Below are 14638 nucleotides of genomic sequence, written 5' to 3'. Positions count from 1 at the left end.
TGCAGGGAGGTTTTTTGAGTTTATTACTGGATTTTACCGTTGCATTTCCCCTCCTCTGGCTGTGTGTCGTGGGGATATTTGGGGCCATAGTGGGTAGCTTTCTGAACGTAGTGATTTATCGATTACCGGTGATGCTGGAGAAGCAATGGCAGCGCGAGGCGCTCGTGCAACTGGCGCTACCCTTACCTGAATCCATACCGCGTTTTGATCTGCTATTACCGCATTCCTGTTGCCCGCATTGCCAGCATCCTATTGCGGCCAGGGACAATATACCCCTGCTGAGTTTTCTGTTGTTAAAGGGGAAGGCTCGTTGCTGTGGTGAGCGTATCCCAAGGCGCTACCCGCTGGTTGAGGTGGCAACGGCTATGATGTTCGTGCTGACGGCGCTTATATTCCCGCTAGGGTTCCCCTTGCTGGGCGCTTGGATCTTGCTCTCCTTTTTGCTGACGCTGGCAGTTATTGACCATCACAGACAACTGTTGCCAGATGTGCTGACGTTGCCACTGTTGTGGATCGGACTTTTATTCAATATTGAGGGGCATTTTGCCTCGTTGGAACAGGCGACGATTGGCGCAGTGGCAGGTTATGTCTGCCTATGGAGCGTGTTCTGGCTATTCAAGCTGGCAACCGGTAAAGAGGCTCTCGGCTATGGTGATTTTAAATTACTTGCGGCGTTAGGGGCCTGGTTGGGTTGGCAAGCGTTGCCACAGGTGATTTGGGTGGCAGCGGCCAGTGGTCTGCTGTTTACGCTGATACAGCGAGGGTTGGCGAAACAAGATTTTAATCAACCGTTAGCCTTTGGTCCATGGCTCGCCGTGTCGGGCGCGGTCAATATGTTTATACCCTGGAGCTTTTAAGCTGAAAATAGCGCCTATGTCTTGATGAGAGGCGCTAGTTTGGTATGTTCCTGTTATGGTGGCAAAAGGCGCACAACCTGACCCTAAGCTGGGTCTGCAAGCGGCGGTCCATGGTGATGAACTAAATGGCACCCGGGTGATACAGCAGGTGTTTGAAAAGCTGGATCCCGCAGAGTTGAAAGGCAGTGTGATCGGTGCCGTGGGCGCGAATCCTTCCGGCATGTTGGCCAATAACCGAAACTGGCAGTTGGCCAATGACGGGGGGGATATGGTCGATTTCAACCGGGTCTGGCCGGGCAAGGAAAAAGGCAACGCTGCCGAACAGCAGGCTTGGCTGTTATGGAATAATTTGTGGGCGGGCAATGCCACCCTGTTCGTTGATATGCATACGCAGAGCCGGGGTACCGAATATCCCTTGTTCATCTATGCGGATTATCGTAACCCGCAGGTGAAGCAAATGGCTGAATTGTTCCCGGCGGACCAGATTAAAGCCGATCCTGGTGAGAAAGGCTCTGTCGAAACCACTTTCGTTGAAAACAAGATCCCTGCCATTACACTCGAAATTGGCAAGCCCAAGCTTTATCAACCTGAACTTATCGCACGTAGCTTGACAGGGGTGCGTAACCTGATGGTTCAACAAGGCATGACAGCCGGCACATTAGGGACAACGGCTAAAGAGCAAAAAACCTTTATCGGTAATGAAATGAGCTCGATCCGGGCTGAGGTTGGCGGATTTGCCGAGGTTCTGGTTAAGGTCGGCGATACGGTGGTCAAAGGGCAGAAGGTGGCGGTTCAGCGTAATGCATTTGGCGACACCATTCGGGAATATACTGCGACCCATGATGGTCGAGTGTTAGCTATCGGCAATGATCCTTTGCGCGAACCCCGGGCTTTACTGGTTCGTATCCTGTTCAACAATCCTGAACCTCAGTGTGCCGATGGTTGCTAATTGACGTGAGATTTTTTACCCCCTTGAGGATCTCTTCAAGGGGGTAAATAGGTTAATTATTCCAATAGCCTGTGGGTGTTTATCAGGCCGAACGCAAATGCTTTCTGCTCCCTAACAGTGCCCAGCCGCTCAGCAGTGCCATCATCATCAGATAATAGCTTGGTGCCAGGCTGGTCCCGGTTGCGGTGATCAGCAGGGTGCAGATCAGCGGCGCAAAGCCACCAAATACCGTCACCGCCACGTTGTAGCTGATCGCCATACCGCTGGCCCGTGTTGCCATCGGGAACAAATCGGCCATCACCGAAGGCACCGTCGAGAAGTAGATGGACTTCAACAAGGCCAGCCAGCCAACCATCAACATCAGCATCATTGGCGAAGTGTGGTTCACCACCAGCAGGAATGCCGGGTAAATAGTCAGCAGCAGCAGGATCAGCGAACCCCACATTAACGGCAGGCGGCCGACTTTTTCCGCCCATAGTCCCATGATTGGGGTGACCACCGTTAAAATCACACCGGCTAACAGGGTTGCACTAAAGGCGGCGGAACCAGACAGATTCAGGTTTTTGGTGGCATAGGTGGGTACATAGTTCAGCATGTAGTTGATGGCGGTGGAAATCACCATCAGTCCGATGGCCAGTAACAGCAGGTTTTTTTGATTACCGACCAGCATCTTTAACGGTGCTTCGGGTTTCTGCTGCTGTACGAAGCTGGCTGGCTCATGTACATGGCGGCGGATATACAGCCCCACCGGACCGATCAGCAGCCCAAAAGCAAAGGGAATACGCCAGCCCCAGTCCTGGATTTGGCTTTCTGTCAGCCAGTGGGTCATGCCTAACCCGAAGGCGGAAGCCATCAGCGTGCTGGCGCCTTGCGTGGCAAACTGCCAGCTGGCGATAAACGCCTTGCGCTCCGGGAAGTGTTCGACCAGAAAGGCGGTTGAACTGCCAAACTCCCCACCGGCGGAAAAACCCTGAATCAATCGGGCAATCAGGATCATCAGCGGAGCCGCCAGCCCAATGGTGGCGTAAGACGGCATAAAGGTGATGATCGCACCGCCAAGCAGCATCAGGCTGATGGACATCAAAAGTGCCTTCTTGCGGCCAACCCGATCGGCGTAGGCTCCGAGCACCACAGCACCCAGTGGGCGGATCAAGAATGAGACACCAAAGCTGCCGAAAGTCAGCAACAATGAAACGGCCGGATCCTCCGTAGGGAAAAAGGCATGGGCGATATAGCTGGCGAAAAAGCCATAAACCGCGATATCGAACCATTCCAACGCGTTGCCAATGCAGGTGGCAAACAGCGTTTTATACAAATTGGGCTTCGCTACGCTATCCTGTTGGGCTATCGCGCTCATGAGGACTCTCCTGCCCGGCGTTGTGCCAGGATCGTGCTGCCATTTTCGCCCAACTCCCAGAACAGACGAGTCATGATCTGCAATCCTTCACGAGCAATGGATATCAACATATGCTCATTGACCCCGTGTTGACCACAGGCCGGATAGGAGTGGGGGATCCACAGCGTGGGCAGTCCCAGCGTATCGGCAAATACGTCATTAGGCAGTGAGCCGCCCAGATTGGGCAGCAATGCGGGTTTTTTGCCGCTGGTTTGTTGCAGGATCTCAAGTGCCCAAGGAACGAGAGGGTCTTGTGGATTGAGCCGGGTGGCCGGTGAACCATGCAGCCATTCCACTTCTACATTGCCAAAACCGTGTAATTGCAGATGTTGCTGGACATGGTTGACCAGATTTTGCCAGTCGGTACCGACCACGAAGCGCAGTTGGCATACCGCTGAAGCGCTGCCGGGGATGGCGTTCATTGGCCGGGCTGGGTTGCCCGTTTGATAGGCCAGTACTTCAAGCGTGTTCCAACCATACAGGCGCTCGCTTGGGGTCAGGCCAGCTTCACCCCAGTTCTCATCGATCGCTGGATCGCCAGCTTGGCCGCCAACGCTGAGATCGCGCAAAATGGTGCGCAGGTTGTCATCCAGAGGGGCGGGTTTCAGCGCTGCAACCTGTAACTGACCGTGCTGATTAACCAGAGAGGTGATGGCATTAGCCAGTTGGGTTCCGGGATTGCTGAGTAATCCCCCCCAGTTGCCAGAGTGATAGGCGTTATCCCTGGCGTGGATGCTGAGGCGGAAATTGATACAGCCGCGTGAGCCTAGGAACAATGTTGGCTGTGTGGCGTTCAGCCGTGGGCCATCGGAGGCGATAAACAGATCGGCTTGCAGCAATTCGCGTTGCTGTTGGCAAATGGCCGTTAGCCCAGGGGAACCGATCTCTTCTCCCATTTCGAAAATCAGCTTGCAGTTGAACCCTAGTTTACCCCCGCGTGCTTGGAAAACCTGCTCTAGCGCCGCCAGGTTAATACTGTGCTGCCCTTTGTTATCCGCGCTGCCACGGCCGTACCAACGATCGCCTTCTTCACTCAATTCCCAAGGCGAAAGGCCTGTGCGCCAGTTCTCGTCGTCGCCGAAAACCACATCGCCGTGGCCATAGCTCAGCAGGGTAGGTAATGAAGGGTCTTCAATGCGTACGGCGATCAGAAACGGGCGGTTGGCCGCTTCCGGGTTATCGAACAGTTGTAACTCGAAACCCAGCGCCCGTAACGGTGGCATGATTTCCTGTTCTAGGTAGAGCAAAATGCCGGCATCGTCGTCATGCCGCTGGCTTTCGGTGGCCAGCGCGATGCGCCGCGCCAATATGCGGCGTAATTCGCCACTGTCAAAATACGCTGTCGCCAAAGCGACGGCCTGTTCACCCGTCATGATTATTTTCCCTGTTGTGTTTGCGTTGTGTTGTTTTACTTGTTGTGTTTGTTATCTAAGCTAAAATCGGGGTTTGCCACAATTATCCATTTAACAAACAAGCTTTGCTTTAAAGGCAACGGTCGTTTGCTCGTTGGCAAGCTTTGCACCAAGGAGAGGGACGGCATGTTGAGTAGCGAGGTTCGCTTTTTTCTGGTGGTCGCCAACTGTGGTTCACTCAGTGCGGCCAGTGAACAGCTGTTTGTGGCGGTATCGGCGATCAGCAGGCAGATCCAGCGCCTGGAAGCGCAGGTTGGTACGCCATTGTTCGAACGCCACGCGCGGGGGATGGTGCTGACCGAGGCCGGGCAGATTTTTGAAAACCATATTCGTAAAAGCCTGCTGAATATTGAGCAGGCGGTGGCAGAAATCAAAGGGTTGAAAGCCGAACGGCGTACTGCGCTACGCGTGGCCTGTAGTAATGGAGTGGCCTTTATGCTGATGCCACAACTGATGGCGCGTTTTCGTGCAGAATACCCGGCTGTCAGCTTCGTGCTGACGGTGGCAGACACTAAAACGTTGGCGCGGTTGGTACGCAATGGCGAGTGTGACATGGTGCTGCAGTTTAGTTTGCACCCAGAGCGGGGCGTTGAGGTAGCGGCTTCGTGGCCTGCCCCGGTCTTGTTGTTGATGAGAAAGGAGCACCCATTAGCCGACAGGCAGGTGGTTCTGGCGGATCTCTGCCAGTATCCGGTGTGTCTGCCAGAGCCGGGCTCCACGGTACGTCAGCTGTTTGATATCGCTTGCCAGATGAATGGCACCTTCATTGAACCAGTGCTAACCTGTGATAACTTTTCCACGCTGTACTATTTTTTACAGGGCTCCCCGCTGGCGGTGACCATCTGTAGCCAGTTTACCGCGATGCCGTTGTTGCAGCCGCAAGGATTGATCCTGAAACCTTTTGCTGTCGAGCAGCAAAGCCCGCGGACCTTGCAGTTGCAATTACCTCTGGGGCGGCAGCGGAGCACGGCGTTGGACCTGTTTGTGGACTATATTAATCAGACATTAAGTCGTGAAGAACGGGCCATCGGTGAGAAATTCGGCATATAAGCCGTTTTTTAATCAACAAGATAAATAATCTGTTGATTACGCTTGATTGTTCCAGTCTGGCTGTATTATATTGCGCCCCACGGAAACAGCACTACTTCCGACAGATTTCGCCGGCTTAGCTCAGTAGGTAGAGCAACTGACTTGTAATCAGTAGGTCACCAGTTCGATTCCGGTAGCCGGCACCATATAAAAAACCCCAGCAGAAATGCTGGGGTTTTTTGTTTTTGGCGTCCATGTGCGGCGCAGTCAATGACCGCGCCCTTCGGCCCTTTAAATATCGGTGGCCAGCCATTGGTCAGACTCTTCGAACATCTCTTCCAGCATACGGTTTAACTTCTCGCGGTCACTTTTGCTGGCGTCTGAGTTAAGGCCGTTGGCCTGCATGGGTTTTACCTTCACTTCTGCATCCGGGAAGATACGATGTACCCGTTTTGTCAGCTCGGCCTTGATGATTTCATCGGCACCAGGGATCCCTGCGACATTACGCTTATCAAACACCAATTCAACGAACATAGCCCAACCCTAAATTTACTGTTTATGTATACAGTTATTCTGACCGAAGGGACGGGGTGAGTGCAAGAGGGGGAGGGGAAAATTTTATCGTGGTCTATTTTGGGGGATGTGTGCTCTATAGAGTTGCCAATATCGCCATTACGCACTAATTGCCACGGTATCCTTGGCCGAGGTTAATAGTATAGAGCCACCTTGAAATTGATAATCATTCTTAATATGCAACAAGATTTATCCATAATTATTAGAAAGCTGTGTGTCTTCCTTCTATCCGGTATCTGTCTAGCATTCTTGATGGGGCTGATCTTCATTGACGTTCATTGGCTGCATAACTTTGTCTCCGAGACGTCGCTCACCGAGGTAACCCAAGAGATCATACTGGTGGCGATAGCCCTCAGCTTCTTTATCTCCGCTTATCGTCAGGCGGAGCATCGGCATGCCAGGGTATTAATCGGTGGTTTCTTCCTATGTATGCTGATCCGCGAGATGGACTTTGTGTTCGATATGCTGCGGCATGGTGCCTGGGTATGGTTTGCCTTAGCCGTAACGCTGATCTGTGCGCTTTATGCACTCAAAGAGCTGCCCGCTACGCTACGTGGGCTAGCGCATTTCTTCAGTCACCCAAGTTACGGCGTGATGTTTTCCGGGCTGCTATGCATATTAGTATTTTCACGTCTGTTTGGTATGCAACTGCTATGGCATGAGCTGATGCTCGATGGGTATCACCGCGTGGTGAAGAATATGGTGGAAGAGGGCTGTGAGCTATTTGGCTATTCGCTTTGCCTGTTTGCGACGGTGGGGTATCTCCGAACTGAGTGCCATCGATAATGAGTTATGGCCCCCACACTTCTTGTGGAAAGGTCGATGGTGTCAGCTCTGTCAGATTGGGTGACATTCTTAACCTGGATTTTGCCGTTGCCATTACTCACTATTTGTCAAGGTATGAATCGTTGGTTTTTATTATGCATATTGATCTTTGTGCATCCGTTTGAATGCATCCATCATAATTGAGTGCAAAGATGCTCGGTTGTGCAATACTTTTTTTACATGCCATAAGGCTATTATTTAAGCTGTTATATTTAAACTTTTCCAAAGGGAATTAATTGCATGAAAAAAACATTACTCTTTTTAGGTATGATGTCGGTTGGCACCATCGGTGTGGTGACTTCGGCAGTTGCCCAAGATGCTGATAACAAAAATGCACTAAAGCCAGCGATTAATTTGGCAGAGTTGTTTGCTGAGAAGTCTACTATATGGTCGACTTATCCAGAAAATGATGCCTATGTTTTTGATCGCTCAGAGGAAAGCTATACTGTCGTCGCTAAACGAGCGGATGGTGTTGTGGCATTGGTCAATAAACAGGAGAGCTATACGACCCCTGGGAAAATGGTATTAATGGGGACCTACTTTAACTGCAATAAAATGACTGATGCGACTTTTTATGTTGAAGATGTCAGTGTAGACGACGTTGCCAAGCAGCTTGCTGACCCGGCTATTGATGATCCAGAGAGAGTGCGGGGTTTTGATGCGAGTATGCCAGTCCACGATCTCTATCTGGTTGCCTGCCCGCAGAGCTGAAATTCGTTGGCTTATTAATCGGTGGTGGTCTCTGATTAGTGATGTGTTTGTGAACAGTCACGCCATCCATTGAGAGACACAATCTGGCGAACGACCTGAGATGACCCATTGGTATGGCCTGTTAGACGGGGCGGTACCATTAGCTAAAATTCAGACATAAAAAAACCAACTCTAAGCGGTTGGTTTTTTTATGAAAGTTTGGTCGGCATGAGAGGATTCGAACCTCCGACCCCCGACACCCCATGACGGTGCGCTACCAGGCTGCGCTACATGCCGACGCAGAACCCTATACTACCGTTTTCAGATGTAAATTCAAGCAGCTACCTCACCGATTGCTCTAGATTTAAGCAGTTTAGTTGGCGATAAAGCGCTTTACATCGGTCAGCACCTGTAACAGCAGGGCTAGCTGGGGTTTCTCGTCTTTGATCTCGTTATCGTCTTGATCGTAGGCACGGTAGGTGCCATTGCCATCCAATGTCAGCGTCTGTGTTGGCGTGGTGATCACCAACTGGCTGCCGTCACCGGTGGCGAGCCAATTGTTTTTACGCTGTGCGGCAAACAGGTCTTCGCCCTGCGAATAGTCGTTAGCCGGTGTTTTCACATGCAGCAGACGTTGCATCAATGTACGCATCACATCGTTATGATTGGTCAGCTTATTGATGGTTTGTGCTGGCGTACCTGGCCAGTGAATGACCAACGGAACCTGCAACTGACTGCGGTTAAAGCTGCTGCCCGCTCCCCAGTTGCCTTTGCCGGTATCGTTGAATTCTATGCCGTGCTCGGCGGTGATCACCACCACGGTTTTATCCAGCAGGCCTTTTTCTTTCAGCGTTGCCAGCACCTGCTCAATCTGCGCATCGACGTCTTTCGCGCCTGTACGATAGAGCTGGGTAAAGGCTTCCGGCGAGAGCTTATTGTCGCCTTCTGGGAACTTTGCACCGCTGAAATTGATATAGGAGAACCAAGGGCTATTCCCGCTCTGAGTGGCCAACCAGCTCTGCCACTGATGCGTGGTGGCAGCATCGCTCTGCACGAACGGTTCCGGCGGGAGCGAGAAATCGGTCAATAGTGCCTGGCGGTAAAGCGTGGCGTTGAAACCGTCTGAAGAGAACAGGCCGAACTGATAGCCTTGATCGCTCAGCGCGCTAATCAACGCGGCCGGTTTGCGCCCGGCCAGAATGCCATCCAGATAGGTAGGCGAAATACCGTAGAACAGGCCAAACAGGCCGGTGTCCGCATGGTTACCGGAGCTGTAATGGTCGCTGAAGCGGATATTTTCCTGGGCAAAGCGGCTCAGGCCGGGCATGTCTTGCGCCAGATCCTGGGTACGCACGCCGTTCACCACGATCATCAGCAGGTTGTAGCCGCTGCCTTTATCACTGTAGTTCAGGCTATTGAGCGGATATTCAACGGCCGCCGCTTCTGGATTGCCCTGTTGCATCAGGCGGCGCTCATATTCTTGCTGATCGAGCAGGCCGTGTTTTTCCAGGAACTTACGCGCGGTCATGGGGTAAGAGAGCGGCAAGTTGGCGCGCTGCATGGTGATCGGCCGATAGAAATTGGCATCCGCCCAGATATAAATCAGGTGCGAAGCAAAGAACGAACAGATGAACAGCACCGCCAGCGGCTTACCGAAGTTGCGCCGGTTCAGGCTGCGCAGTTTCTGCCAGCTCCAGGTGGCAAACAGCATTTCAATCAGGAATATCACCGGTACGGCGATAAACACCAGTTGCCAGTCGCGCGCCAGTTCACTCTGATCTGGGTTGACCACCAACTCCCACACCACCGGATTAAGGTGCAGGTGGAAGTGGGTAAACACTTCGCTGTCGACCAGCAGCAACGTCAGCCCGGCGGTGGCCAACGTCGCGGAAATAAATCGCAGCAGGCGCTGCGACATCACCACAAAGGTGAGCGGGAAGATGATCAGCAGGTAGGCGGCAAAGACAATAAAGCTGAACTGCCCAATCAGGCTGACCAACGCATAGACTCGCCCCAGCAGTGAGGACGGCCAGTCGGTAACAAACAGGTAGCGGCTGCCCAACCCGATACTGAGCAGAATATTAAATAAGGCGAACCAGTGCCCCCAGCTAATCATCTGGGAGACTTTTTCACGATAACGCTGACGGTTTGTCACCATAAGTAATTATTAATGCGCTTTATCTTCACGGATAGAAGCCTGCAGGGCTTCAGCAAACGATCTGGCCAGTGTCTTCCGCTGTGCGGGAGCAATACTGGTGTTGATCAAATTGGTTACCATGTTGCCCAGTACCATCAAAGAGAGATCGGTGGGAGTATGGTGTTTTTCCAGAACGTTGACCAGCTCAGAGAGCAGTTGTTCAACGTGTTCGTCACTATAACGAGATGATTGTGGCATAAATATTGTGCTCAAAGCTCGACAAAGTCCCATATCTTACCGTATGGGGCCGTGATTTTCCGCTCTTTTATAGCGTGAAGATCGTTAAGGCATTGCCATGCCCGTTGTCTTTCGGCTTCGTCAGTGCTTGAATACGCGCTCAAAGAACAGGAGGATTGATCATGAGTCTGGATATCGAGCAGATTGCACTGCACCAGTTGGTAAAACGCGATGAGCAGACGCTGGAAGTGGTGTTGCGCGATTCCCTTCTTACCACCAATGCGGCGGTGGAAGAGATGATGGCAGAGCTGCATCGCGTTTACAGCGCCAAGAGTAAGGCTTACGGCCTGTTCAACGAGCAGAGCGAACTGGCGGACGCGTTGCGCAACTGCCGTAAGGGTGATGACGACTTCCTCGCATTTAGCCGTGCTGCTACCGGCCGTCTGCGCGACGAGCTGGCCAAATATCCGTTTGCCGACGGTGGCGTGGTGCTGTTCGCCCATTACCGCTATCTGGCGGTGGAATACTTGCTGATCACGGTGCTGAACAGTTGCAACAGTACGCGTGTCAATGAAGAGTTGGATATCCGCACCACCCACTATCTGGATATCAACCACGCGGACATTGTGGCGCGTATCGATCTGACCGAATGGGAAACCAACCCGCAATCGACTCGTTACCTGACATTCCTCAAAGGGCGAGTAGGGCGCAAGGTCTCCGATTTCTTTATGGATTTCCTGGCGGCGTCAGAAGGGCTGGATACCAAAGCGCAAAACCGTGGTTTGTTACAGGCGGTGGATGATTACTGTGCCGATGCTCAACTAGGCAAACACGAACGCCAGACGGTACGTCAGCAGGTTTACAGCTACTGTAATGAGCAGTTGCAGGCCGGTGAAGAGATCGAGCTGCAGGAGTTGTCGAAAGAGATAGCCCCGGTGGGCGAGAAGGATTTCCTGCAGTTTTCCAGCGAGCAGGGCTACGAGCTGGAAGATAGCTTCCCGGCGGATCGCGGCACGTTACGCCAATTGACCAAATTTGCCGGCAGCGGCGGCGGTATCAGCCTGAACTTTGATGCGATGTTGTTGGGGGAGCGTATTTTCTGGGATGCGGCCACCGATACTCTGACGATCAGAGGTACGCCACCGAATCTGCGCGATCAGTTGCAACGTCGCACTGGCGGCAAATAAGTTAAGCGGGTACAGCATGTTCGACCGTAGGGGCAGCCGCATGCTGCGCCCGTTTAACAGCCCCTGCATTGTCATGTAGCGGCCAATAAAAAACGCCGCAATTGCGGCGTTTTTCACTTCGGCGTCCCGAAAATCGATAACGTAGCGATTAAACGCGAACGAAGTCGATGTGAGCCAGTTTTGGCTTGAACGGGTGACGCTGTACAGCCTGAACCTTAACTTTGGTTTCTTTACCGTCGACAACCAAAACTACTGCTTCGCTGTAGAATTCTGGTTTAACTTCCATGTTCTTTACAGAATCATGGTCTAGTTCGATAGCAATCGCAGCTTCTTCGCCACCATAGATGATAGCTGGGAATTTGTTTGCTGCACGCAGGCGGCGGCTCGCACCCTTACCCTGGTCTTTACGTACTTGTACGTTGATAGTGAACATTGTTTTTTCTCTTAAAAGAAAATTTACCCTGCTACAGGCGACCCAGTAACAGGCTCGATAACCTGCTTTCACACTGGGCGAACCCAGGTAAAGCGGGCGGCATTTTAACGGAAAGCCGCTCTCTGGGCAATGAAAACCTGCCGCACGGGCTTAATACAGCTCATTGGCACGGCGAAAGCGGCCCTGATAATCAAAAACTTTTTCACGTATCTGCCAGAACTGGCCGCGTTTGCGCGCGACGACGAAGTCTGGATGGCGCAACAGCGCCTGCTGAGCCAGAATGTCCGCCGCGTTTTGCCAACCGAACGGTATGCCTGGTGCCCGTTGGTGCGGGCGCAGGAACAGCATCTCGAAGGCCTTGCGTTGTGCGGGCGTTTGCAGGCGGAAACGTTCGCTGGTGCTGGTGCCATCTTCGTCATAATAGGTGGCTTTCAGCCATTCCCCTTTGTCGTCCTTGCCGCTTTGCAGTTCCATTCCGCCGCAGCGCAGGACTAGCGCATCCTTCAGCTTCAATGCGGCCTTCAGCATATCGTCCGGATCGACCAATACTTCCTGGCACTGATGGCAGCGGCGTGCCGCAATATCGTTCTCTGCGCCGCAGTGCGGGCAGCATTTGAAACGGAAGCGGTAGTCACACTGCTCGCGATGCCCTTCATCATCTTCCAGCCAGCCCTGACAGCGACGGCCATAGTGCTCGATGATGTCGCCGTTCTCGGTGCATTTGCCCCAAAACAGGTTGGCAAAACCGCAGCCAGGGCAGAAGACCTGCACCGGTTGGCTGTCTGAGTGGGGTTTGCTAACGCCCACTTCCGGCGTGAACAAATCGTGGGGATTGCCGGCATAGTCCAGGATCAGGCAGTCGGTCTTGCCTGGGGCCAGCCGTAAACCGCGCCCGACGATCTGCTGATACAGGCTGACGGACTCGGTGGGGCGCAAAATAGCGATAAGATCGACATGAGGTGCGTCGAAACCCGTCGTCAGAACTGCCACGTTAACCAGATAGCGCAATTGCTGTTGCTTAAAAGCTTCGATCAGCGCGTCACGTTCGCCGGGGGGCGTTTCTGCACTGACCAACGCCGCTTCCCCACTTGGTAACAGGCCATGCACTTCACGGGCATGCTCGACCGTGGAGGCAAAAATCATTACGCCTTTGCGGGTTTCGGCGTATTCGACGATCTGGCTGATGATGTGTGGCGTAATGCGGTTTTGCTGTTTCAGCTCGCGGTTAAGATCCACTTCGCTGAACAAGCCGTTGCTTCTGGTCTCCAGGCGGCTGAAATCGTACTGCACGATCGGCATATCCAGCCGTTCTGGCGGCACCAGGAAGCCGTGTTTAATCATATAGCGCAACGGCAGTTCATAAATACAGTCGCGAAACAGGCTGTTGCCGTCGCCACGGGTGATGCCGTGGTAGTGATATTGATAGATCCAGCCTTTGCCCAGCCGGTAAGGGGTGGCCGTCAGGCCAAGCAGGCGCAGTTGCGGGTTGGTTTTTTGCAGGTGTTGAATAATCTGTTGGTATTGGCTGTCGTCATCGTCGCTGATGCGGTGGCATTCGTCGACGATCAGCAGGGAAAATGCGCCGTCGAACAGCGATAGATTACGTGCTACCGATTGCACGCTGCCAAACACCACCTTGCCGCTGCTCTCTTTTTGCTGAAGCCCGGCGGCGAAGATGTCGGCCTCCAGGCCGTAAGCGCAGTATTTGCTATGGTTTTGCGCCACGAGCTCTTTAACGTGGGCCAGCACTAATACCCGGCCACGAGCGCGTTTTGCCAACTCGGCGATCACCAGGCTTTTGCCAGCGCCGGTTGGCAGCACGATCAGGGCCGGTTCAGGATGCTGGCGGAAATGCTTGATGGTGGCGTCGACCGCTTCCAACTGATAGGGGCGTAGGGTAAAAGCCATGCGTTAGTACCGCTCGCTGAAGTGGGCCGTAACATTCCACTGAAATTGTGACATTTTGCTCCTCAGACGGCGGAAAAATTTCTATTATTATGCCCTCTGCGGCTACGCAGTGCGAGAAGCATGGAAATTACCCCTGTTATGGCATCGTTTCCGTCGCTATACTAAGCGGCTTCCCTACGCGAACATCCTCTTCGAACCTGTTTTTTGCACCTGGTGCGACAACGGGGCGTCATATTTAGCAACCAGATCAATGTGATCATAACAACGACAGGCAAAGCAGATTCAATGCGACTGGACAAGTTTTTATCTCAGCAGTTGGGTATCAGCCGTGCGCTGGTAGCGCGTGAACTCCGTGCAAAACGTGTCACCGTAGACGGTGAAGTGGTCAAGAGCGGGGCGCTCAAGCTGGCTCCGGAACAGGAAGTGCGGTTTGATGGCAATGTGTTGTCACAGCTGAACGGGCCACGTTACTTCATGCTCAATAAGCCACAGGGTTATGTGTGCTCGACCGACGATCCGGATCATCCAACCGTGCTCTATTTCCTGGATGAACCCGTCGCGTACAAGCTGCATGCGGCAGGGCGGCTGGATATTGATACCACCGGCCTGGTACTGATGACCGATGACGGCCAGTGGTCGCACCGTATCACCTCACCGCGCCACGAGTGTGAGAAAACCTATCTGGTGACGTTGGAACATCCGTTGGCCGCTGATACCGCTCAGCAGTTCGAGCAAGGCGTGCAGCTGCATAACGAAAAAAATCTGACCAAGCCTGCGAAGTTGGAAAAAATCGAAGATACCCTGGTGCGCCTCACCATCAGCGAAGGGCGTTACCATCAGGTGAAGCGCATGTTTGCAGCCGTGGGCAACCGGGTCATCGAATTACACCGTGAGCGCATTGGCGCCATTGTGTTGGATGACGATTTGGCTCCGGGGGAATATCGCCCGCTGACCGAAGAAGAGATTGCCAGCGTAGGCGCACCGCACCTGCTGGATTAATTTTTG

The 14638-nt window shown here is 53.0% G+C and carries 14 protein-coding genes and 2 tRNA genes; 8 read left to right on the top strand and 8 right to left on the bottom strand.

Annotated features, from left to right (window positions below):
- The first annotated feature begins 14 nt into the window (after positions 1-14).
- Positions 15-857, top strand: a complete 843-nt coding sequence (locus WN53_RS25220; RefSeq protein ID WP_024486647.1) for a prepilin peptidase — start codon at positions 15-17, stop codon at positions 855-857.
- Between the two features lie 55 nt (positions 858-912).
- The gene (locus WN53_RS25215; RefSeq protein WP_024486648.1) at positions 913-1806 is read left to right on the top strand and encodes a succinylglutamate desuccinylase/aspartoacylase family protein; all 894 of its coding nucleotides are present in this window, start codon (positions 913-915) and stop codon (positions 1804-1806) included.
- Positions 1807-1888: 82 nt separating this feature from the next.
- On the opposite strand, the gene WN53_RS25210 is transcribed toward WN53_RS25215, so the two are convergent.
- Positions 1889-3163 carry an MFS transporter gene (locus tag WN53_RS25210; protein WP_046808371.1) on the bottom strand — a complete coding sequence of 425 codons (1275 nt, stop codon included), beginning with the start codon at positions 3161-3163 and terminating at the stop codon, positions 1889-1891.
- The gene (locus WN53_RS25205; protein WP_024486225.1) at positions 3160-4575 is read right to left on the bottom strand and encodes a M20 family metallopeptidase; all 1416 of its coding nucleotides are present in this window, start codon (positions 4573-4575) and stop codon (positions 3160-3162) included. Before WN53_RS25205 ends, WN53_RS25210 begins: the two co-directional genes overlap by 4 nt.
- Positions 4576-4740: 165 nt before the next feature.
- Here WN53_RS25205 and WN53_RS25200 point away from each other — a divergent pair, with 165 nt between their 5' ends.
- A complete protein-coding gene (locus WN53_RS25200) occupies positions 4741-5664 on the top strand; it encodes a LysR family transcriptional regulator (RefSeq protein WP_024486226.1) in 924 nt (307 codons plus the stop codon).
- Positions 5665-5773: 109 nt separating this feature from the next.
- Positions 5774-5849, top strand: a tRNA-Thr gene (locus WN53_RS25195).
- A gap of 85 nt (positions 5850-5934) precedes the next feature.
- On the opposite strand, the gene WN53_RS25190 is transcribed toward WN53_RS25195, so the two are convergent.
- Entirely contained in the window at positions 5935-6177 is a 243-nt protein-coding gene (locus tag WN53_RS25190; protein ID WP_021178442.1) for a DinI family protein, read from the bottom strand.
- 216 nt (positions 6178-6393) lie between these two features.
- Between WN53_RS25190 and WN53_RS25185 the strand changes: the two genes are divergently transcribed.
- Together WN53_RS25185 and WN53_RS25180 are read left to right on the top strand one after the other, a co-directional pair.
- Positions 6394-7002, top strand: a complete 609-nt coding sequence (locus WN53_RS25185; RefSeq protein ID WP_024486227.1) for a hypothetical protein — start codon at positions 6394-6396, stop codon at positions 7000-7002.
- A gap of 279 nt (positions 7003-7281) precedes the next feature.
- Positions 7282-7752 (top strand): hypothetical protein, encoded by a 471-nt coding sequence (locus WN53_RS25180; protein WP_024486228.1) that lies wholly within the window; start codon positions 7282-7284, stop codon positions 7750-7752.
- 199 nt (positions 7753-7951) lie between these two features.
- On the opposite strand, the gene WN53_RS25175 is transcribed toward WN53_RS25180, so the two are convergent.
- The 3 genes from WN53_RS25175 to WN53_RS25165 form a co-directional block, all read right to left on the bottom strand.
- Positions 7952-8028 (bottom strand) — tRNA-Pro (locus WN53_RS25175).
- 76 nt (positions 8029-8104) lie between these two features.
- Entirely contained in the window at positions 8105-9889 is a 1785-nt protein-coding gene (gene yejM, locus WN53_RS25170; protein ID WP_024486229.1) for an LPS biosynthesis-modulating metalloenzyme YejM, read from the bottom strand.
- 9 nt (positions 9890-9898) lie between these two features.
- Positions 9899-10126: a YejL family protein gene (locus tag WN53_RS25165; protein WP_021805879.1), complete on the bottom strand. Its 228-nt coding sequence runs from the start codon at positions 10124-10126 to the stop codon at positions 9899-9901.
- A gap of 161 nt (positions 10127-10287) precedes the next feature.
- Between WN53_RS25165 and yejK the strand changes: the two genes are divergently transcribed.
- Entirely contained in the window at positions 10288-11292 is a 1005-nt protein-coding gene (gene yejK / locus WN53_RS25160; RefSeq protein ID WP_024486230.1) for a nucleoid-associated protein YejK, read from the top strand.
- A 148-nt stretch (positions 11293-11440) separates the two neighbouring features.
- Here the strand turns inward: yejK and rplY are convergent, their stop codons facing one another.
- Together rplY and radD are read right to left on the bottom strand one after the other, a co-directional pair.
- Complete coding sequence (gene rplY / locus WN53_RS25155) at positions 11441-11725, bottom strand: 50S ribosomal protein L25 (RefSeq protein WP_024486231.1); 285 nt, start codon at positions 11723-11725, stop codon at positions 11441-11443.
- A gap of 150 nt (positions 11726-11875) precedes the next feature.
- On the bottom strand, positions 11876-13633 hold the full coding sequence (gene radD, locus WN53_RS25150; protein WP_024486232.1) for a DNA repair helicase RadD: 1758 nt from the start codon (positions 13631-13633) through the stop codon (positions 11876-11878).
- Between the two features lie 285 nt (positions 13634-13918).
- Here radD and rsuA point away from each other — a divergent pair, with 285 nt between their 5' ends.
- The gene (rsuA, locus tag WN53_RS25145) at positions 13919-14632 is read left to right on the top strand and encodes a 16S rRNA pseudouridine(516) synthase RsuA (protein ID WP_021805876.1); all 714 of its coding nucleotides are present in this window, start codon (positions 13919-13921) and stop codon (positions 14630-14632) included.
- Positions 14633-14638: the final 6 nt, after the last annotated feature.

It is taken from the genome of Serratia fonticola (assembly GCF_001006005.1).
Classification (GTDB): domain Bacteria; phylum Pseudomonadota; class Gammaproteobacteria; order Enterobacterales; family Enterobacteriaceae; genus Chania; species Chania fonticola.
Note: the sequence above shows the minus strand (reverse complement) of the source record. Positions and strands in the feature narration are given on the sequence as shown.

Excerpts from the sequence above, each read along its gene's own strand:
- WN53_RS25215 (WP_024486648.1), top strand. The coding sequence starts at position 913 with ATGGTGGCAAAAGGCGCACAACCTGACCCTAAGCTGGGTCTGCAAGCG.
- WN53_RS25210 (WP_046808371.1), bottom strand. The coding sequence starts at position 3,163 with ATGAGCGCGATAGCCCAACAGGATAGCGTAGCGAAGCCCAATTTGTAT.
- WN53_RS25205 (WP_024486225.1), bottom strand. The coding sequence starts at position 4,575 with ATGACGGGTGAACAGGCCGTCGCTTTGGCGACAGCGTATTTTGACAGT.
- WN53_RS25200 (WP_024486226.1), top strand. The coding sequence starts at position 4,741 with ATGTTGAGTAGCGAGGTTCGCTTTTTTCTGGTGGTCGCCAACTGTGGT.
- WN53_RS25190 (WP_021178442.1), bottom strand. The coding sequence starts at position 6,177 with ATGTTCGTTGAATTGGTGTTTGATAAGCGTAATGTCGCAGGGATCCCT.
- WN53_RS25185 (WP_024486227.1), top strand. The coding sequence starts at position 6,394 with ATGCAACAAGATTTATCCATAATTATTAGAAAGCTGTGTGTCTTCCTT.
- WN53_RS25180 (WP_024486228.1), top strand. The coding sequence starts at position 7,282 with ATGAAAAAAACATTACTCTTTTTAGGTATGATGTCGGTTGGCACCATC.
- yejM (WP_024486229.1), bottom strand. The coding sequence starts at position 9,889 with ATGGTGACAAACCGTCAGCGTTATCGTGAAAAAGTCTCCCAGATGATT.
- WN53_RS25165 (WP_021805879.1), bottom strand. The coding sequence starts at position 10,126 with ATGCCACAATCATCTCGTTATAGTGACGAACACGTTGAACAACTGCTC.
- yejK (WP_024486230.1), top strand. The coding sequence starts at position 10,288 with ATGAGTCTGGATATCGAGCAGATTGCACTGCACCAGTTGGTAAAACGC.
- rplY (WP_024486231.1), bottom strand. The coding sequence starts at position 11,725 with ATGTTCACTATCAACGTACAAGTACGTAAAGACCAGGGTAAGGGTGCG.
- radD (WP_024486232.1), bottom strand. The coding sequence starts at position 13,633 with ATGGCTTTTACCCTACGCCCCTATCAGTTGGAAGCGGTCGACGCCACC.
- rsuA (WP_021805876.1), top strand. The coding sequence starts at position 13,919 with ATGCGACTGGACAAGTTTTTATCTCAGCAGTTGGGTATCAGCCGTGCG.